20 protein-coding genes are annotated in these 18,873 nt (G+C 41.4%); 8 read left to right on the forward strand and 12 right to left on the reverse strand.

Translation table 11 applies throughout. From position 1 onward, the window contains the following. The first annotated feature begins 94 nt into the window (after positions 1–94). Positions 95–1,198, forward strand: coding sequence for a hypothetical protein (locus ABE954_RS10880; protein WP_166696719.1), 1,104 nt, complete (start codon positions 95–97; stop codon positions 1,196–1,198). A gap of 118 nt (positions 1,199–1,316) precedes the next feature. Here the strand turns inward: ABE954_RS10880 and hemB are convergent, their stop codons facing one another. After that, the gene (gene hemB / locus ABE954_RS10885) at positions 1,317–2,267 is read right to left on the reverse strand and encodes a porphobilinogen synthase (protein ID WP_208292457.1); all 951 of its coding nucleotides are present in this window, start codon (positions 2,265–2,267) and stop codon (positions 1,317–1,319) included. A gap of 225 nt (positions 2,268–2,492) precedes the next feature. Next, positions 2,493–3,089, reverse strand: a complete 597-nt coding sequence (ribA, locus tag ABE954_RS10890; protein WP_042844326.1) for a GTP cyclohydrolase II — start codon at positions 3,087–3,089, stop codon at positions 2,493–2,495. A 216-nt stretch (positions 3,090–3,305) separates the two neighbouring features. Between ribA and ABE954_RS10895 the strand changes: the two genes are divergently transcribed. From ABE954_RS10895 to yciH, 5 genes are all read left to right on the forward strand, one after another. Beyond that, a complete protein-coding gene (locus ABE954_RS10895; RefSeq protein WP_105881032.1) occupies positions 3,306–4,028 on the forward strand; it encodes a phosphatase PAP2 family protein in 723 nt (240 codons plus the stop codon). A 145-nt stretch (positions 4,029–4,173) separates the two neighbouring features. Beyond that, complete coding sequence (locus ABE954_RS10900) at positions 4,174–4,491, forward strand: LapA family protein (protein ID WP_042843684.1); 318 nt, start codon at positions 4,174–4,176, stop codon at positions 4,489–4,491. Between the two features lie 6 nt (positions 4,492–4,497). Further along, a complete protein-coding gene (gene lapB / locus ABE954_RS10905; RefSeq protein WP_042843685.1) occupies positions 4,498–5,670 on the forward strand; it encodes a lipopolysaccharide assembly protein LapB in 1,173 nt (390 codons plus the stop codon). Between the two features lie 46 nt (positions 5,671–5,716). Continuing rightward, positions 5,717–6,442: an orotidine-5'-phosphate decarboxylase gene (pyrF, locus tag ABE954_RS10910; RefSeq protein ID WP_371025440.1), complete on the forward strand. Its 726-nt coding sequence runs from the start codon at positions 5,717–5,719 to the stop codon at positions 6,440–6,442. Then, positions 6,439–6,765, forward strand: coding sequence for a stress response translation initiation inhibitor YciH (gene yciH, locus ABE954_RS10915; RefSeq protein WP_042843687.1), 327 nt, complete (start codon positions 6,439–6,441; stop codon positions 6,763–6,765). The genes pyrF and yciH overlap by 4 nt, the downstream gene beginning before the upstream one ends. 86 nt (positions 6,766–6,851) lie before the next feature. On the opposite strand, the gene osmB is transcribed toward yciH, so the two are convergent. The 10 genes from osmB to ABE954_RS10965 all read right to left on the reverse strand — a co-directional run bounded on the left by osmB (position 6,852) and on the right by ABE954_RS10965 (position 16,637). After that, the gene (gene osmB, locus ABE954_RS10920) at positions 6,852–7,070 is read right to left on the reverse strand and encodes an osmotically-inducible lipoprotein OsmB (protein ID WP_042843689.1); all 219 of its coding nucleotides are present in this window, start codon (positions 7,068–7,070) and stop codon (positions 6,852–6,854) included. 201 nt (positions 7,071–7,271) lie between these two features. Next, on the reverse strand, positions 7,272–9,215 hold the full coding sequence (locus tag ABE954_RS10925) for an exoribonuclease II (protein ID WP_071548123.1): 1,944 nt from the start codon (positions 9,213–9,215) through the stop codon (positions 7,272–7,274). Positions 9,216–9,353: 138 nt separating this feature from the next. Next, complete coding sequence (gene nth, locus ABE954_RS10930) at positions 9,354–9,995, reverse strand: endonuclease III (protein WP_042843692.1); 642 nt, start codon at positions 9,993–9,995, stop codon at positions 9,354–9,356. 20 nt (positions 9,996–10,015) lie between these two features. After that, complete coding sequence (locus ABE954_RS10935; RefSeq protein ID WP_048607238.1) at positions 10,016–10,729, reverse strand: electron transport complex subunit E; 714 nt, start codon at positions 10,727–10,729, stop codon at positions 10,016–10,018. Beyond that, a complete protein-coding gene (gene rsxG / locus ABE954_RS10940; RefSeq protein ID WP_371025441.1) occupies positions 10,729–11,358 on the reverse strand; it encodes an electron transport complex subunit RsxG in 630 nt (209 codons plus the stop codon). The genes ABE954_RS10935 and rsxG overlap by 1 nt, the downstream gene beginning before the upstream one ends. Before the next feature lie 9 nt (positions 11,359–11,367). Continuing rightward, entirely contained in the window at positions 11,368–12,453 is a 1,086-nt protein-coding gene (gene rsxD / locus ABE954_RS10945; RefSeq protein ID WP_371025442.1) for an electron transport complex subunit RsxD, read from the reverse strand. Between the two features lie 11 nt (positions 12,454–12,464). Continuing rightward, positions 12,465–14,924, reverse strand: a complete 2,460-nt coding sequence (gene rsxC / locus ABE954_RS10950; RefSeq protein ID WP_371025443.1) for an electron transport complex subunit RsxC — start codon at positions 14,922–14,924, stop codon at positions 12,465–12,467. Next, the gene (rsxB, locus tag ABE954_RS10955) at positions 14,917–15,531 is read right to left on the reverse strand and encodes an electron transport complex subunit RsxB (RefSeq protein ID WP_166696722.1); all 615 of its coding nucleotides are present in this window, start codon (positions 15,529–15,531) and stop codon (positions 14,917–14,919) included. Before rsxB ends, rsxC begins: the two co-directional genes overlap by 8 nt. Further along, the gene (rsxA, locus tag ABE954_RS10960) at positions 15,531–16,112 is read right to left on the reverse strand and encodes an electron transport complex subunit RsxA (RefSeq protein WP_042843698.1); all 582 of its coding nucleotides are present in this window, start codon (positions 16,110–16,112) and stop codon (positions 15,531–15,533) included. The genes rsxB and rsxA overlap by 1 nt, the downstream gene beginning before the upstream one ends. Before the next feature lie 84 nt (positions 16,113–16,196). Then, positions 16,197–16,637: a DUF2569 domain-containing protein gene (locus ABE954_RS10965; protein WP_042843700.1), complete on the reverse strand. Its 441-nt coding sequence runs from the start codon at positions 16,635–16,637 to the stop codon at positions 16,197–16,199. Positions 16,638–16,776: 139 nt separating this feature from the next. On the opposite strand from ABE954_RS10965, the gene ABE954_RS10970 reads away from it, so the two are divergent. Together ABE954_RS10970 and ABE954_RS10975 are read left to right on the forward strand one after the other, a co-directional pair. Next, positions 16,777–17,820 (forward strand): oxidoreductase, encoded by a 1,044-nt coding sequence (locus tag ABE954_RS10970; RefSeq protein ID WP_371025444.1) that lies wholly within the window; start codon positions 16,777–16,779, stop codon positions 17,818–17,820. Between the two features lie 57 nt (positions 17,821–17,877). Continuing rightward, positions 17,878–18,855, forward strand: coding sequence for a bile acid:sodium symporter family protein (locus tag ABE954_RS10975; RefSeq protein ID WP_042843702.1), 978 nt, complete (start codon positions 17,878–17,880; stop codon positions 18,853–18,855). Positions 18,856–18,873 lie beyond the last annotated feature (18 nt).

Below are 18,873 nucleotides of genomic sequence, written 5' to 3' on the forward strand. Positions count from 1 at the left end.
ATAAGTGAATTGTCTCATGTTTGTTAGGTAAATATTCTTGAGGGTGCAATGCATCTGTAAAAATATCATTTACTTAATAAAGGAACATAATATTATGGCAACGATAAGCCAACCCCAGCGTTTTATTAACGCACTCAATCAATTAGAGAAGTCAGGTAAGGTATCAAAAAAACCGCTCAACGAACTGAATAAGTTAGTCGGTAATATTGCAAACATCACTAATAGTAAGGATAGCACTAATAGCTCCGAATTTAATAGACTGATGAGTGACGGGACGAAGATGTTTGAGTCCCGCATAGATAAACTTATCGAAAAACTTAAATCACAGAACTCAGGCATGTATCAAGAGAAGAGTACAAAATTAAATTTTGTCAAAACAACGCTTTTAGCATCAATAGGTGCAAAAGAGAAATGCACATTAGAAACAAAAAAATCGAATTTAATAGAAAAATATAATAATACAAAGAATGAACTTAACGGAATTAAAAATGACATTATCAAGACTGAAGAAAAAATAAATAAGAAGAAATTAGAAATTGAATTTCTTAAAACACCTGATGTTGTTTCTTTACTGGCTGAGGATCATCAAGGGCTAGTTACTGAAAAAATAGCAACGGCAATTGAAAACTATAATAAAGGCATTAAGCAACTTGATACGGCTATTGAAAATAACAAAAATAAATCACTAACTAAAAGAAACGAGCTGGTTAAAAAAATTCCAGATATAGGAGATTCATTAGATAAGGCGATAAAGGGAGAAATTTTTAAGGTAGAGAATAGTGGTTTTTTCGGGGAGATAAAGACTACATGGAAAAGCTATCTAACCAGTGATTCCTTTGCGATGAAAAAATTTGGTTTCGAGTTAAAGGACGGACACAAAGAGTTTTCAGGAAAAACCAAGGTTCCAAATCTCGAGGGTCGCAATTTTACGGAAAACGTACAACAATATTTTGTAGCATTAGATAAAATCCAAGAATTACAAAACAAAAAGAATGAACTCAGTACAGAACATGAAAATAAAATCCAGAATTATAGTAAAGAATTGAATGTTTCAGTGCAAAATTACGTACAGGAAAAAATGAATTCATGTACAACTAGCTTAAATAAATTGCAAACTGAGTTAGATAAGCAGAATAACACAAAAGATATGTATCAAAATCAGCTTGCTGGATTAGAAACAAGCATTACAAGTAATTAAGAGCAACAAAAGGGGCTACAACAGTATTTTTGTTAGTCATTAATTGGGTAGGACCTAAATATAAATAGGGTATAGATGGCAACAAATAACCTTGTTGCCATCTATAGACTGATGAAAATTATAACGCCTTGTCTTCGGCTAATTGCAGGGCGAAGTAACTAAAAATTAAGTCAGCTCCTGCACGTTTAATAGAACCTAACGTTTCGAGTGCCACGCGAGTTTCATCAATTGCTCCCGCTTGAGCTGCAAATTTAATTTGAGCGTATTCCCCACTTACTTGGTAAGCCCCAATCGGTAATTGGGTTTGTTCACGCAAGTCACGGATGATATCTAAATACGCTCCTGCAGGCTTAATCATTAATGCATCAGCACCTTCACGCTCATCAATTAATGACTCATGTAACGCTTCACGGCGATTCATTGGGTTCATTTGGTAGGTTTTTCTATCACCTTTTAAGCAAGAACCCGCGGCGTCACGAAAAGGGCCATATAATGCGGAAGCAAACTTTGTTGAGTAAGACATAATTGCTGTATCCGTAAAGCCGGCTGCATCAAGAGCTCGACGAATAGCGGCTACCTGACCATCCATTGCTGCGGATGGAGCTATAAAATCAGCACCAGCCCGTGCAGCTGCAACAGCTTGTAACCCTAAGTTATGGATAGTTGCATCATTATCAACAATATGGCCATGCATCACACCACAGTGACCATGTGAGGTATATTCACAGAAACAGGTGTCTGACATAACAATCATCTCAGGTACCGTTTCTTTACAAATTCGGGACATTCGCGCAACAAGGCCATTTTCTTGCCATGCATCGCTACCATTATCATCAAGGTGATGAGAAACACCAAAAGTCATCACAGATTTAATACCTGCATTGGCAATCCGCTCAATTTCATAAGCAAGACGTTTTTCAGGAATACGCATCACGCCGGGCATACTGGCAATCGGCATATAATCATCAAGTTCTTCTTCAACGAAAATAGGTAGACATAAGTCATTAATAGTTAACTGAGTTTCTTGGAATAAAGTGCGGAGCTTTTCTGTTTTACGCAGTCTTCTCATGCGTTGAATGGTTGGCAGGTTGTTCACAATATCTCCTTGTTGTTTGAAAAACAAACTTAAATGATTAAGCGTATTTATCAAGGTAATAATATTGCTAACAGTATAAACCTTATAGAAAGAAAGTGAATATAGCAGTTAATAAATGCAACCATCAGGGTTGTTATATTTGGTTAAAATTTAAAAAGGTATTATAAGGAAGAGCATGACGCTCTTCCTGTGAGGGGGCTATTGGTGCTTAAACAACATATGACCCATTTTTTGTGCTTTTACATCCAAGTAATGCTCATTACTAGGGTTGCGCCCAACAATAAGTGGTACACGTTCAATAACGTTAATACCCGCGTCACGCATCTTTTCGATTTTTTGTGGGTTGTTGGTCAATAAACGGACTTCGTTAATACCGAGTAATTTATACATATCAGAACATAAGGTAAAATCACGTTCGTCAGCTTTAAAGCCTAATTTGATATTTGCCTCAACGGTATCAAGACCTTGATCTTGTAAAGCATAAGCACGGATTTTATTTAGTAAGCCAATATTTCGTCCTTCTTGACGATGGTAAAGTAATACCCCTCGGCCTTCTTTACTAATCTGAGAAAGCGCGGCTTCTAATTGAAAACCACAATCGCAGCGTAGACTAAATAGCGCATCTCCTGTTAAACATTCGGAATGGATCCGGCTAAGTACCGGCTCATTTCCAGAGATATCGCCAAAAATTAACGCTACATGATCACGACCAGTTGCTATTTCTTCAAAACCTACCATTAAGAATTCACCGAAAGGTGTGGGTAGCTTTGCCTCGGCAACACGTTTTAGCTGCATATTTTCATTCATTAGTTAAAGTAACTCTTGCTTAATTAATAACGTTTATCGATATAAAGTACAGTGAGTATAATGTATCGACGATATATGACGTTTAGCATATAGAGGTTGGTTTTCTTTGCACACTACCAATGGTGTATTACTATAACAGAGTTAATAATGGGTGAATGTAATATTTATTGATTTAGTTAGATTTATATTTATGGAATGCATTAAATGAGAAAAACTATTTTGGTCGTTTGTGCTTTTGCGCTGTTGTTGATTATTCCACCCATGTTAATGATTATGGCGGGCTGGCATTGGTCACCAGAAAACCAATCAGGCGTCGGTAAATGGTTACTATGGTTAACTAATTCTGCTGGCGCTCCATACAGCATTTTGACTTCTTTATTATTTATCGGGGCTGTCATTTTCGCGTTTCGTACAGAGAAAACGCATCTGCTAAAAGTTTTACTGGTTGTTATTAGTGTGATCTTACTTCAACAAGGGGTAAAAACCCTGCTAAAAAATTCGTTTAAAGAGCCACGGCCTTATGTGGCCTGGTTAGCAACTGAACATCATATTCCAACAACCGAATTTTATGATTTAAAAAGGTCTGAGCGGGCAGCATTAGTTAAAAATACCGTTAAGCAGGATAACACTGTTGCTAAATGGCAACGTAAGCATTGGCAAGCTGAAACAGGGTATTCATTTCCATCAGGGCACATGTTATTTGCTGCTGGTTGGGCTTTATTGCTGATTGCTCTTTTTTGGCAGCAACGTCTGTATATATTAGCGATAGGCCTCGCTGTTTGGGCGGAAGGTATCGCATTTAGTCGTATGCTATTAGGAATGCACTGGCCAATTGACATTATTGCTTCAGTAGTCATCAGCGCTAGCTTTGCAATATTAGGGTACGGGGTATTGCAATTTCGTTGGTTTAGAAGCAAAGCAGACTAATCTTTCAGCAAGCAGTGATAGATAGGGTATTTTTAGGTTGAATTAAGCGTTGTATAAAATAAATTACTTTGTCTGAATGCGCTGGAAATGCTACCTTATCAGGTAGATATTATTGAATGAATAAGAACTGATAACGGGAAAAAATGTGAAATACTTTCTGATTTTATTACTAGCTGTCGCATTTTTTATTATTTCGATTACGCTAGGTTCAAGCAATGATCAGGTTATTACATTTAACTACCTGATTGCAAAAGGGGATTTCTCATTATCGACCCTGCTTGCATCACTTTTTGGTGTCGGTTTTGTGCTAGGCTGGTTGGTGTGTGCGGTATTCTATCTGCGCATGGTGGTTAGTCTAAAAAATGCACGTCGTAAAATTAGACGTTTAGAATCACAATTAGGTGCTGGAGAAAGTAATATTTCTGACTCAACCTCATTAGTGACGGCTCAGAACAAGGAATAATCCTGTATGTTCGAGTTGCTGTTTCTGCTGCTACCAGTCGCTGCTGCTTATGGTTGGTACATGGGGCGCAGAAGTGCTCAACAAGATAAGCAACAACATGCGAATCGCTTGTCACGTGATTATGTGACAGGCGTGAACTTTCTATTATCTAATCAACAAGATAAAGCTGTCGATTTATTCCTCGATATGCTAAAAAATGAAGATAGCTCCGCTTTTGAAGCCCACCTTACTCTCGGTAATTTATTTCGTTCACGCGGGGAAGTTGAACGCGCCATTCGTATTCACCAATCGCTGGTGGAAAGTGCGGCGTTATCTTTTGAACAGCGTCTTTTGGCAACTCAGCAACTTGGTCGTGATTATATGGCGGCGGGGGTTTATGACCGTGCTGAAAGCATGTTCCAACAACTCACTGATGAGGTGGATTTCAAACTCAGTGCATTACAATCGCTTTTAAATATTTATCAATTAACGAGTGACTGGACAAATGCCATTGAGGCCGCCGGTAAATTGGTAAAGTTAGGTCATAATGAATTACGTGAACAGATTGCACATTTTTACTGTGAGTTAGCGACTCAACAATTAGCCAGTGATGACCTTGACGATGCCCTTACATTATTAAATAAAGCAGAACAAGCGGATAAAAACTGTGCTCGTGTCTCAATAATGAAAGGGCGGTTATTTATTGAGCAAGGTAATTATGATAAAGCAATTAATGTGCTAAAACAGGTCTATGAACAAGATAGAGAACTTGTTGCAGATACTCTTCCTTTACTTTATGACTGTTATCAACATACAGGGCAATCTAATGAATGGGAGAATTACCTTCGTCAATGTGTTGCGGGTAATTCAGGTGCAATTGCCGAACTCTATCTTGCAGATATTATCGTTGAACAACAAAATCATGAAGCTGCGGCGAGTTACATTAATGACCAAATTCAACGTCACCCAACCATGCGCTTATTCTATCGCTTAATGGACTACCATTTACAAGAAGCTGAAGAAGGTCGAGCAAAAGAAAGCTTGATCTTATTACGTAAAATGGTCGGGGAACAAATTCGCACAAAACCGGATTATCGCTGCCATAAATGCGGTTTCACTTCGCACTCATTATATTGGCATTGCCCATCTTGTCGCTCTTGGGACACAATAAAACCAATTCGCGGGTTAGATGGGCAGTGACAGCGTCACTTTTTTCAAATAAATATGACTTTTTAAAGGCTAAGAAATGATTTCGTCAACTGAGAACCAGACATATTCGCCAATCATTGTGGCACTTGATTATGAAGATGCTAACGCAGCTTTGGCGTTTGTTGAGCGCTTAGATCCTCGTGATTGCCGCTTAAAAGTAGGCAAAGAAATGTTCACTTTTAATGGTCCTCAATTTGTTAAATCGCTCCATGAGCGTGGTTTTGATGTTTTTTTAGATTTAAAATTCCATGATATTCCGAATACCGTTGCTCGTGCTGTAGCGGCTGCTGCAGAAATGGGGGTATGGATGGTAAATGTTCATGCTGGTGGCGGTGCTCGAATGATGGAAGCTGCCCGCCAAGCACTTGAGGTCTATGGGAAAGAGGCACCGTTGTTGACGGCTGTGACCGTGTTAACCAGTATGGATGAGTCTGACTTAGTGGGTGTGGGTATTAACATATCTCCTGCTATACATGCAGAACGATTGGCTTTGCTCACTAAAGAATGTGGTCTTGATGGTGTGGTTTGTTCCGCCCATGAAGCACAACGACTGAAAACATTATGCGGCTCTGACTTTAAATTAGTCACCCCAGGTATCCGTCCTGCTGGGAGTGAGGTTGGTGATCAGCGTCGTATTATGACGCCACAAGATGCAATAAAAGCAGGGGTAGATTATATGGTTATTGGCCGGCCTATAACGCGTAGTGAAAACCCCGCATTGACCTTACAGCAAATCAATCAATCTATTAAAGGTTTAGTATGAGTGAACACAACAGCCGATTGGTCTACAGTACAGATGTAGGGCGTATAGCAGAAGAAAAACCACAAATCGAAAGGCCCAAAGGTGATGGAGTGGTAAGGATACGCCGTGAGACTTCTGGACGTAAAGGGAAAGGGGTTTGTGTGATCACTGGAACTGATCTTGACGATACTGAACTAAATAAACTGGCTGCAGAACTTAAAAAAAAATGCGGCTGTGGTGGTGCAGTAAAAGAGGGTAATATCGAAATTCAAGGTGATAAGCGCGATGTGATAAAACAACACCTCGAAGCCAAAGGTTTTCAAGTTAAATTAGCGGGTGGCTAAAGCCATAAAATAGCGCTCGTAAAGAGCGCTATTTAAAAACTAAGGAGCGTGAATGAAAGTGCGGGCAAAGTGTAGTCAGTAGTGCCTTATTTGCCAACCTGATGACCGATAATCCCACCAATAGCAGCACCACCTACGGTACCTAATGAACTTCCTCCCGTTAGGACAGCACCACCAACAGCACCTACACCTGCACCAATTGCTGTGTTTTTATCACGCTTAGACATGTTGGAACACGCACTGACACTAATAGCGACAGTGGCGATCACCATGAATGATAAAATACGTTTGCTGACTATTTTCATTTTTATAACCCTTAGTGCGTATTAGACAAATCATAAAATACCATGACACGTACAATTACGAATAAGAATAATCAGGAAAATGTTTTGCAAGGACAGCGAAATTTAACGTTTAATGCGAACTTTAACCAAATGACGGATTGTTAGACAAAGAAAAGACCATAAGCATTAACTTATGGTCTTTAAATATTAGCACAAGAATAGTTATTCTGCTGGGCGTGCAACAATATTACGTGTTTCCATACGAACTTCTGCGATAGTAACGTTAATAATATCGTTCAATTGATAGGCTTGTTCACCTTTAATGAGTACAGCCCCGGTTTCTTGGCTACATTGGATTTCATCACGTACACTATGAATAAACGGTGCAGGAACAAATGCGACTGCGCCATTATCCACTAACCGAACTCGTATACCGCCACGGGTGATATCAATGATTTCTGCTGGGAACTTTGTGTCAGTCCCTGCAAATGGTTTTAAGTATCGAGAATATAACCAGTCCCCAACATCACGTTCCGCCATGCGGTTGGCACGACGGCGTTCGGCTAGTTTTATTGATAGTTCCTCTGAGGGTTTATCAGGTGAAGGTTTGCCTGCAATGATGGACTTTAATAGCCGATGGTTAACAATATCGGTATATTTCCGGATTGGGGAAGTCCATGTGGCATATGCATCAAAACCTAAACCAAAGTGTGGACCGGGGTCCGCTTTAACCTCTGCAAAGGTTTGGTAACGACGGATGCGGCTATCAAGGAATTGGGTTGGTTGTGCATCTAACTGACGACGTAGTTGGCGGAAACCTTCTAGGGATAGCAAAGACTCAGCAGTTGTTTCAATACCATGGTCTTTGAGTGTTTGGACAACCTGTTCAATTTGCAGAGGTTCAAACCCCATATGCACGTTGAATACGCCAAAACCTAATTTTTCTTTTAATACAGCAGCTGCGCAGAGGTTAGCGGTGATCATTGCTTCTTCAACAATACGATTTGAGCTGCGACGACGTTCAGAAACAATATCTACTACATTTCCTTTATCATCTAGCACGAAACGATAATCTGGGCGGTCTTTAAAGACTAAAGCATTATTTTCACGCCATTGTAACCGTTTATCAGCCATTTCTTTGAGTAGTTCGATTTGCTGTTTATCTGTATCATTTGCTGGTTGCCAAGTACCTACATTTTCAAGCCAATCAGAGACTTCCTCATAAACCAGTTTTGTTTTTGATTCAACCCAAGCACTGAAAAACTCAATATTATTATCGATACTACCATCTGATTTAATTAACGTTGTACAAACTAAAGCGGGGCGACGTAAATTTGGGCGTAAGGAGCACAGGTCATCAGATAATTTACGCGGCAGCATCGGGATATTGAAACCGGGCAAATAGTTGGTATAAGAGCGCGCTAATGCCAGTTTATCAAGTTCACTCCCTTCGTGGATATAGCTTGTAGGGTCGGCAATGGCGATGAAAAGTTTTAAATCGCCATCTGCTGTTTTTTCAACATACAGGGCGTCATCCATATCCTCAGTGCTTGCGCTATCAATAGTAACGAAATGCAAATGGGTTAAGTCAGTCCGTTCAATGCCTTGATCGTCACGTTCACTATCAACCATTTGCGGTTCGTCACGGTCTAATTGGTGACGCCGTAACGTTACCCACCAAGGTGCAAAATGGTCATCACCCTCAGTAATGTATTCGGTAATTTCTGCATAAAAGCCTTTATCACCTTTTAAAGGGTGACGGCGCATGTGGGCAACAACCCAATCATCTTGCTTAAATTCGTGGGTAAGGCCGTTAATGGGACGGCAGGAAATCATATCTTTGAGTGAAGGATGGTCGGGAATGACAAATAAGCGATTATCATTTTCTTTTTTCTGAATTTTCCCAACAAACCTATCTAAAAAAGGCTCAACAAGCTCTTCCGGTTCAGCAAATTCACGGTCTTTATCTGTATGAACACTGGCAATTACACGGTCACCGTGCATTACTTTTTTCATTTGTGGAGGTGGAATAAAGTAACTTTTTTGGCCATCAACTTCGAGAAAGCCAAAACCTTTTTCTGTGCTTTTTACCAGCCCTTCAACGCGTGGGGTCTGGGCATGTAACGTCTGTTTAAGTTGCGCGAGCAGTGGGTTGTTTTGAAACATACTTACCGTTTAATTGAGGTTGAGTTTGGCTCTATTGTTACGTAAGACAAAGTCTTAGAGCAAGGAAAAAATGCGTTACAAACAAGATTAGTCGCTAACAGACTGTTTTTCCTATAACCAAATAGAGCCATAACTAAGTTAATCTTCAGGGTATATTTTTTCTTTAAATTCACATAAATCTTCAATAATACAGGAGCCGCAACGAGGTTTACGTGCAATACAGGTATAACGGCCATGTAAAATAAACCAATGATGGCAATCGACTTTAAACTCTGCAGGAACAACCTTGAGTAGTTTCTCTTCGACTTCAACGACATTTTTCCCCGGTGCAAAATTAGTGCGATTACATACCCGAAAAATATGAGTATCAACCGCAATAGTTGGCCAACCGAACGCGGTGTTAAGCACAACATTTGCTGTTTTACGGCCTACGCCGGGCAAGGCTTCGAGTGCATCTCTATCTTCGGGTACTTGGCTGTGGTGCTTTTCGACTAAAATCTTACAGGTTTTATATACGCTTTCTGCTTTGGTATTAAATAACCCGATAGTTTTAATATATTCTTTAATACCATCGACGCCGAGAGCCATTATGGCTTCGGGGGTATTCGCGACGGGGTATAGTTTTGCCGTTGCTTTATTGACGCTCACATCAGTCGCTTGAGCGGAAAGCAAAACAGCTATCAGTAACTCAAACGGGGAGTTAAATTGTAACTCTGTCGTAGGATGTGGGTTGTTATCGCGTAAACGAGTTAGTATTTCAATACGTTTTGATTTATTCATTGCTCACAATAATATCATTATTAAGAAATATGGCTGCCACAACCTTGTTGTTTTTCATACTCACGAGTGGGTTGTTGGCCCAATTGTAAAGCAGCTCTTTTCTTCATTTTTTCATCAATTAGGTATTTTGCCGCTAATAGCAAGGCTAGGCCAATAAAGGCGCCTGGAGGTAGCATAGCGAGTAAAAAAGGAGAATCAAGGTGTAATACCTCAATACGAAGAGATGTTGCCCAAGAACCTAATAAAAGGTCAGCACCATCAAATAAAGTTCCATTGCCTAAAATTTCACGAATAGAGCCAAGCACAAATAAGGTCGCTGTTGCTCCTAATCCCATGGCGAACCCATCTAACGCTGATAATGGAACAGGGTTACGCGATGCATATGCCTCTGCACGGCCAATGACAATACAGTTAGTGACGATCAGCGGGATAAAAATACCAAGAGACTCATATAGCCCAAATGCATACGCATTAATTAACATTTGTACTGCACTCACCACCGAAGCAATAATCATGACATAGATTGGAATACGGATCTCTGATGGTACCCAACGTCGCAGCGCAGACACCGCAATATTAGTGCAAACTAAAACTAATGTAGTCGCTAAACCGAGGCCTAGGGCATTTGTTGCTGTTGATGAAACAGCAAGGAGAGGGCAAAGCCCTAATAATTGGACCAAAGCTGAGTTATTTTTCCATAACCCTTGCAGTAACAGGTCTTTAGTTTCACTCATTATTCTTCTCCACAGCTCGGATAATTCGACAGTTGTTGCGGAACATGTTGCATAAAAACGGCGGTGCGTTTAGTGGCCTTGACCACCGCACGAGGGGTTATGGTTGCCCCTGTAAATTGGTCAAACTCGCCGCCGTCTTTTTTAACTGCCCATTTGGGGTCATTATCTGAATTAATCTTTTTACCACTAAAATAGGTGATCCAATCTGAAATGCGTGTCTCAATTTTATCACCTAGACCAGGCGTTTCATGGTGTTCAGTGACTCGAACACCAAGGACTGTCCCGTTGAAATCGGTACCTACTAATAGATGAATTGCACCTGAATAACCATCTAAAGCCGTTGTTTCTAAAGCAGCAGCAACAGGTTCACCATTTTTACGGGCAATATAGAGGTGCCTTGGTTGCGTATTGCCCAGTATGGCTTCATTTTTGACTAAATAACATTCTTTGGTTAAATCATTATCATATAAATTGCTAGGTATAACTTGGTCGAGTAACTTTTTCTGCATAATAGCAGCTTGTTTAGCAATGGTATCTTTAGTTAACGTATAGACAACTGCACTCAGAGCGGTAGTTCCTGCTGCAAAGATAGCTAAGATGACACCATGGCGTCGCATTGTATTTAACATCGGTGGCCCTTATTTATGTCCATGACCGTACGCACGTGGCTGCGTATAGTAATCAATTAACGGTACGGTTATATTCGCCAATAACACTGCAAATGCGACAGCATCTGGATAGCCGCCAAATACACGGATCACCCAAACCAAGAAACCAATTATTACACCAAAAATAATTTGACCTTTAGGGGTTGTTGAGGCAGTCACTGGGTCTGTCGCAATGAAAAATGCGCCTAACATCGTGGCACCTGAAAGTAATTGAACCAGTGGTGGTGCAAAGCGGCTGTCATCAATTAAATAGCTAACTACGGCTAAAATTGCCAATGTCCCTAAGAACGAAAGCGGTATGTGCCAGCTAATTATCCGGCGGTTGATCATAATTAAACCACCAATCAGGTAAGCAACGTTGACCCATTGCCAACCAATCCCTGCTAGTGACCCTTGTAAAATAGGTTGCTGTAGTACTTCGGTGACTGAATGGGTCAGCAAACCGGTTTTAAAACTGTCCAGAGGGGTTGCTTGGCTCATTCCGTCAACTCCTGTTCGAAGCTGTTCAAGAGAGATACCCGTTAAGGTATGACCATTAAAAATGACGGACAAACTATCTAAGGGGGAGATAGAAAGGTTCTGTAACTCATGTGGTGGAAGCCAATTTGTCATGTGGACAGGGAAAGAGATTAATAACACCACATAACCCACCATCGCTGGGTTAAAAGGGTTCTGACCTAAACCACCGTAACATTGTTTAGCAATAGTAATCGCAAAGAAAGTCCCTAAGACGATAAGCCACCAAGGGGCTAAGGGGGGAAGACTAACCCCTAATAATAAGGCAGTGACAATCGCTGAATTATCTTTCAATACAGGAACAATGGGCTTTTCACGTAGCCTAATAGAAACAGCTTCCGTTAATACGGCTGTTAACATGGCTAACAATATTTGGAACAGAGTACCAACCCCAAAAAAATAAATTTGAACTGCGATACCGGGTATTGCAGCTAAAAGTACCCAAAGCATGACTAAACTCGTGCTTTGTTTGTTATGAGTAAATGGTGCACTCGCAATTTTTAAACGGCGATTTTTTGCGTCAATAGGCCTAAATTTCATCTGGTTATCACTTACTCTGTCGTCATTTGTTCATTTTGTTTTTGAGCCTGCTTCGCTTTTACTCGAGCTATAGCAGCAGCAACCGCAATTTTCCGCGGGTCAGTTTCTTCTTCAATAGGTTGTTTTGCGGCTGGAGTTAACTCTTCTTGGGCAACTTGCTCTGCTTGAGCCGCTTTTTTCGCCTTAGCACGGGCAATAGCAGCCGCTACCGCTGCTTTGCGTGGGTCGACACCTGTATCGGGGGTTGTGTCTGCCACCGGTTCAGTCGCAGTAGGTTGCTGAGCCGCTTTCTTGGCCTTAGCGCGGGCAATGGCAGCCGCTACCGCCGCTTTGCGCGGGTCGACATCTGTATCGGGAGTTGTGTCTGCCACCGGTTCAGCCGCAGTAGGTTGCTGAGCCGCTTTTTTCGCCTTAGCACGGGCAATAGCAGCCGCTACCGCCGCTTTGCGTGGGTCGACATCTGTATCGGGGGTTGTGTCTGCCACCGGTTCAGTCGCAGTAGGTTGCTGAGCCGCTTTCTTGGCCTTAGCGCGGGCAATAGCAGCCGCTACCGCCGCTTTGCGTGGGTCGACATCTGTATCGGGGGTTGTGTCTGCCACCGGTTCAGTCGCAGTAGGTTGCTGAGCCGCTTTCTTGGCCTTAGCGCGGGCAATGGCAGCCGCTACCGCCGCTTTGCGCGGGTCGACACCTGTATCGGGAGTTGTGTCTGCCACCGGTTCAGCCGCAGTAGGTTGCTGAGCCGCTTTCTTGGCCTTAGCGCGGGCAATAGCAGCCGCTACCGCTGCTTTGCGTGGGTCATCGTGAGTGTCTGGATTGTTCTGCTCAACTTGAGCCGCTGCTAATTTCTCAGCTTGTTTAGCTCGAGCTTGTGCTTTACGTGCTTCACGGGCTGCAATGACAGCACTATTATCTGGTAATTCGCCTGAAATGATTTTAACCGGATCAGAGGCGGTACTTTGTTTTGCTTTGACCCGAGCTAAAGCCGCATTAACAGCGTCTTTACCAGCGCTATCAACTTGTACGGCGGCTTTCTTATGCCGCTCTTCACGTGCTTTCTTATCTCGTTCCATCCGTAATTGCTTAGCTTCAAAACGAAGTTTTGCTTCTGCGGCTCGGCGTTCCTCTTGGGCAATTTCACGAATTTCTGCTTTTTCTTGGCGGTAATATTGAACTAGCGGAATATTACTAGGACAAACATAGGCGCATGCTCCACACTCAATACAGTCGAACAGATTGTGCTTTTGTGCTTTTTCATGTTCTTCGCCTTTGCTAAACCAATAAAGCTGTTGGGGTAACAAAGCAGCTGGGCATGCTTCTACACACAGCCCACAGCGGATACAAGCTTCTTCGGGAGATTCAGCCCCCATTTCTTCAGATGTTGGAACCAACAGGCAATTACAAATTTTAACAACAGGTACATTTAGATCCGGTAGGGTAAAGCCCATTAATGGCCCGCCCATGATTACCATTTGTTCCAGCTCTGGATTAAAACCTGCTTGTTGTAATAGGTGTTTAACAGGAGTGCCTAAACGAGTCCAAAAATTCCCCGGTTTGCTAATAGCATCACCAGTAACGGTCACTACACGTTCAATCAATGGTTGCCCATCAATAACCGCGCGTTTTATCGCCACTACGGTGCCTACATTTTGCATTAATACGCCAATTTGTGATGAACGGGCACCAGAAGGGACTTCCTTACCGGTTAATATTTTTGTGAGCTGCTTAGCACCACCTGATGGGTATTTGGTTGGTATAACCCGTATGAATATCTGTTGATCTTGTTTGCTCAGCGCGTGTTTTAAAGCGCGGATCGCTTCTGGTTTATTATCTTCAATCCCAATTAAGACTTGGTCTGGGTTTAATAAGTGCTGTAATACTCGGCAACCTTCGATAACTTCCTGAGCATGTTCTTGCATTAACCTATCATCTGCAGTGATATACGGTTCACACTCGGCAGCATTAATAATTAAGGTTTTAATTGCTTCTTTTCCACCTGCTAATTTTGAGGCAGTAGGGAAGCCAGCACCACCAAGACCCGCAATACCCGCTTGCTCTATTTTTTGCAGTAATTCAGCTTGAGACAATTGTGTGTAATCTGCTTCAGGACTCAATGTGCACCAGGTATCATTGCCATCCGATTGAATACGAACACATAGCTCTTTCAAACCTGATGGGTGCGCTGTTACCATCGGTTCAATGGCTGTTATTACGCCAGATGTAGAGGCATGAACAGGTACTGTACGACCCAATCCTTTAGTGAGGGGCTGGCCTTTTAGGACATATTCACCCACTTGCACAATTAATTCACCTTCAGGGCCTAGATGCTGCTGTAATGGTATAATTAACTCATTAGGCACTGAAGCAATACGCATGGGGGTTTGACTTGATTGCAATTTCATTTCAGGCGGATGAATACCGCCGTTAAAATCCCAAATATTCTCTTTTTTTAACCAACTAAACAGCTTAAGCATGAGTATTACCTCTCGCTTGCGTTAATGGCTGTTCATTGGATTCAACATTAATATTTTTAACGGGAATGGCGTTTAAATCCCATTTCCAGTTAGCGGTAGTCGTTTTCACAGGAACAAGTTCAATACAATCAGTAGGGCACGGGGCAACACACAGGTCACAGCCCGTACATAAATCTTCAATCACAGTGTGCATAGCGCGGGTCGCGCCAACAATAGCATCAACAGGGCAAGCTTGAATGCACTTGGTACAACCAATACAGTTTTGTTCATCAATGATAGCCACTTTACGCACAGGGTTTTGTGCCGCTTCGTCACCATCAATAGGTTGTGGATCAACATTTAGTAGCTCAGCAATTTTTAACATAACTTGCTCACCACCAGGTGCACATTTGTTGATCATTTCCCCATTGTTAGCCACGGCTTCTGCATAGGGGCGGCAACCTGGGTAGCTACATTGACCACACTGGCTTTGGGGTAAAATCGCTTCGACTTGTTCAACGATAGGGTCAGCTTCAACTTTAAAACGCAAAGAGGCATAGCCCAAAATAAGGCCAAATATAAGACCAAAAACGGCTAATATACCGATAGCAATCCAGACTGACATCATTAGAATTTCACCAAACCACTAAAGCCCATAAATGCGAGTGACATCAAGCCGGCAGTAATTAAGCCAATTGATGAGCCACGAAACGGGGCAGGGACATTGGCAACAGCTAGCCGCTCTCTGATTGCGGCAAATAACACCATTACTAATGAGAACCCAACAGCTGCACCAAAGCCGTAGACGGCAGATTGCATAAAAGTATGGGACATGTTGATATTTAGTAATGCAACGCCAAGAACCGCGCAGTTAGTCGTAATTAGTGGTAAGAAAATACCTAATAAGCGATAAAGCGTAGGGCTAGTTTTTCTGACAACCATTTCAGTAAATTGAACTACTACAGCTATCGCCAAAATAAAGCTTAGCGTGCGTAAATAGATAAGATCGAGTGGAACAAGTATCAGGGTGTCAATCAACCATGAGCTTATCGAAGCTAATGTTAGAACAAAGGTTGTTGCTAACCCCATTCCTATAGCGGGTTCAAGCTTAGTTGACACCCCCATAAAGGGGCATAAACCAAGAAATTTTACAAGGACGAAGTTGTTAACCAACACCGTTCCAATAAAGAGTAGTAGATAATCAGTCATGCTATTGCCTGAAATGAAAAAAGAACAAAAACTGACCTAAGCCAGCTAAACTATCATTATGATATCAAGCAATTTATCTGGCGCTTATCGATCTTGTGTGAAAGTCATTTTTACACGCTGTGAACGTTTTAAGTAAGGGACGAAGAAACCGGCTCCAAGTAATGGCCAGGCAAGCACTTGTAAGGCGGTATTATCATCAATAGGTGAAAATGCAAATGTTTTTATACCTAATAACAATAAGATAAGTAACCAAATAATAAAACGACGTGGAAAATGTTTTGAATGAGCAAACATCAGTTGCAGTACATGAATACTAAATAATGTCATGGCAATTGCGATAGCAAATGATAGATACCATGCCAAGGGAATATAGCTTGCCCAATTATCAACTGTGCTCACAATTTCATAAAATTTAATGCAATACATGACTGTCATACTGCATACGGCTAAAAACGTTAGCAACAGATACATAGCTGGCAGCAGTAACCAGCCAGTGATACGGTTAGCATTATAAACTGAAGACATAAGTAAACATCCATTTTTGCAAAATAGCGGTAGAAGATCCTAGGGTATTTTATAATCCTATCATAGATATATTTGCCATTTAATTCATTCTGATGGTACTTTTTATATCTTTCTGAGTTTGTTTTTGTATGAGGTCAATATGTCTAAACCGATTAAAGTAGGGGTCATAGGTTATGGCTATGCAAGTAAAACCTTTCATGCGCCTTTCTTAGGTTTTCTAAAAGAGTATGATTTAACTGCAATTTCAACGAGTGACCCTAACAAAGTTAAGGCGGATTGGCCAAATGTCAATGTTGTTGCATCTCCAGAAGCTATTTTTGTTGATAATGACATTGAATTAGTGGTGATCCCAACGCCAAATGAAACTCACTTTCCTTTAGCTAAAGCGGCATTATCCGCGGGCAAACATGTGGTTGTTGATAAACCATTTACTCTAGACGTTGCACAAGCAGAACAACTTAAACAACAAGCAGAACAGTCAGGGAAATTGCTTTCTATCTATCATAATCGTCGGTGGGACTCTGGCTTTCTAACTGTCAAAAAAATACTTCAAGATGGTTGTCTTGGTGATATTAAATATTATGAGTCACACTTTGATCGCTACCGGCCAATGGTAAGGCAAAGATGGCGTGAAGCGAATATTCCGGGCTCAGGTATTTGGTATGATTTAGGACCCCACTTATTAGACCAAGTACTGCAATATTTTGGTAAGCCGATGGGGATCACCGCTGATCTTGCTATGATCCGCCCGAATGCGGAAGCGGTAGACTACTTTCATGTCATATTACAATATGCAACTAAAAAGGTGGTTTTACATGCGACCACGTTAGCAGCCGCACCTATGCCAATTTATGTTATTCATGGTATGAATGGTAGCTATGTAAAGTATGGTTTAGACCCGCAAGAAGATTGTCTAAAAAGTGGAATGAAACCAGAAGGTGAAAAGTGGGGCGTAGATGACAACACTGGAATCGTGACCCTGTCACAAGGTGAGGCGCTTATCACACAACCTTGGCCTAACGAAAAAGGTAATTATGGTGGGTATTACCAAGCTATTTATGATGCGATACGCCATAATAAACCCAATCCGGTCACACCAAGTGAAGCCATTGATATCATGAAGCTTATCGAAGCAGGAATACGTTCAGCAACAGAAAAGCGTACTATTGAATCAATTTTTTGAGTCCACGACCTATCATAAAGCCAGTCTATGTAACTGGCTTTTATTATGGAAAACAGAATGAACCTGCTAGCTAAACTAAGAATAGACCCATTTTTACTTATCATGATAGGCGTTGTAATTATTGCTAGCCTTTTTCCTTGTGAAGGGGAAATAAAAACGGGCTTTCAATATCTAACAACTGCCGCAATCGCATTGTTGTTCTTTATGCATGGTGCAAAGTTATCAAGGGAATCAATAGTGGCAGGTATAGGCCATTGGCGTCTGCACCTGTTAGTTTTTGCGAGCACGTTTATTTTATTTCCTATTGTAGGATTAGGGCTCGCTGTCATCGTTCCTGAATGGATGTCACCCACTGTCTATATGGGGTTTTTGTACCTTTGTGCATTACCTGCGACGGTACAGTCCGCGATTGCCTTTACTTCAGTTGCAGGTGGTAATATAGCGGCGGCGATTTGTAGCGCTTCAGCATCCAGTATTCTTGGCGTATTCCTTTCTCCTATTTTAGTCGGTGCTTTAATGGATGCAGATGGTAGCCAGGCGGTCGATACGCTTAATGCAATTGGCTCTATATTATTACAGTTAATGTTACCATTTGTAGTAGGGCACTTAGCGCGACCTTTAATTGTTAATTGGATTAATCGCCACCGTAAATTAGTCAATATAACTGACCGTTCCTCTATACTATTAGTTGTTTATGTTGCATTTAGTGAAGCTGTCGTTGAGGGAATATGGCAGAAAATCGACGCATTTTCTTTACTGATGATAGTGGTTGTCACTTGTGTCATTTTATTTATTGTCATAGTGGTTAACACATTAGCCGCACGCTTGCTTGGTTTTAGTAAAGAAGATGAGATTACTATTGTATTTTGTGGGTCTAAAAAAAGTTTAGCTAATGGGGTTCCAATGGCTAATGTATTGTTTCCTGCGGCAACGGTAGGGGTGATCTTACTTCCTTTAATGATTTTCCACCAAATTCAGCTGATGGTTAGTGCTGTATTGGCTCAGCGTTACGCTAAACGGTTATTAACTAAATAATATATTATTGACTTGAGG

It is taken from the genome of Providencia sp. TYF-12 (genome assembly GCF_041344805.1).
GTDB lineage: Bacteria > Pseudomonadota > Gammaproteobacteria > Enterobacterales > Enterobacteriaceae > Providencia > Providencia huashanensis.

Coding starts and splice junctions, on each gene's coding strand:
- ABE954_RS10880 (WP_166696719.1), top strand. CDS start 95: ATGGCAACGATAAGCCAACCCCAGCGTTTTATTAACGCACTCAATCAA.
- hemB (WP_208292457.1), bottom strand. CDS start 2,267: ATGAGAAGACTGCGTAAAACAGAAAAGCTCCGCACTTTATTCCAAGAA.
- ribA (WP_042844326.1), bottom strand. CDS start 3,089: ATGCAGCTAAAACGTGTTGCCGAGGCAAAGCTACCCACACCTTTCGGT.
- ABE954_RS10895 (WP_105881032.1), top strand. CDS start 3,306: ATGAGAAAAACTATTTTGGTCGTTTGTGCTTTTGCGCTGTTGTTGATT.
- lapB (WP_042843685.1), top strand. CDS start 4,498: ATGTTCGAGTTGCTGTTTCTGCTGCTACCAGTCGCTGCTGCTTATGGT.
- pyrF (WP_371025440.1), top strand. CDS start 5,717: ATGATTTCGTCAACTGAGAACCAGACATATTCGCCAATCATTGTGGCA.
- yciH (WP_042843687.1), top strand. CDS start 6,439: ATGAGTGAACACAACAGCCGATTGGTCTACAGTACAGATGTAGGGCGT.
- osmB (WP_042843689.1), bottom strand. CDS start 7,070: ATGAAAATAGTCAGCAAACGTATTTTATCATTCATGGTGATCGCCACT.
- ABE954_RS10925 (WP_071548123.1), bottom strand. CDS start 9,215: ATGTTTCAAAACAACCCACTGCTCGCGCAACTTAAACAGACGTTACAT.
- nth (WP_042843692.1), bottom strand. CDS start 9,995: ATGAATAAATCAAAACGTATTGAAATACTAACTCGTTTACGCGATAAC.
- ABE954_RS10935 (WP_048607238.1), bottom strand. CDS start 10,729: ATGAGTGAAACTAAAGACCTGTTACTGCAAGGGTTATGGAAAAATAAC.
- rsxG (WP_371025441.1), bottom strand. CDS start 11,358: ATGTTAAATACAATGCGACGCCATGGTGTCATCTTAGCTATCTTTGCA.
- rsxD (WP_371025442.1), bottom strand. CDS start 12,453: ATGAAATTTAGGCCTATTGACGCAAAAAATCGCCGTTTAAAAATTGCG.
- rsxC (WP_371025443.1), bottom strand. CDS start 14,924: ATGCTTAAGCTGTTTAGTTGGTTAAAAAAAGAGAATATTTGGGATTTT.
- rsxB (WP_166696722.1), bottom strand. CDS start 15,531: ATGATGTCAGTCTGGATTGCTATCGGTATATTAGCCGTTTTTGGTCTT.
- rsxA (WP_042843698.1), bottom strand. CDS start 16,112: ATGACTGATTATCTACTACTCTTTATTGGAACGGTGTTGGTTAACAAC.
- ABE954_RS10965 (WP_042843700.1), bottom strand. CDS start 16,637: ATGTCTTCAGTTTATAATGCTAACCGTATCACTGGCTGGTTACTGCTG.
- ABE954_RS10970 (WP_371025444.1), top strand. CDS start 16,777: ATGTCTAAACCGATTAAAGTAGGGGTCATAGGTTATGGCTATGCAAGT.
- ABE954_RS10975 (WP_042843702.1), top strand. CDS start 17,878: ATGAACCTGCTAGCTAAACTAAGAATAGACCCATTTTTACTTATCATG.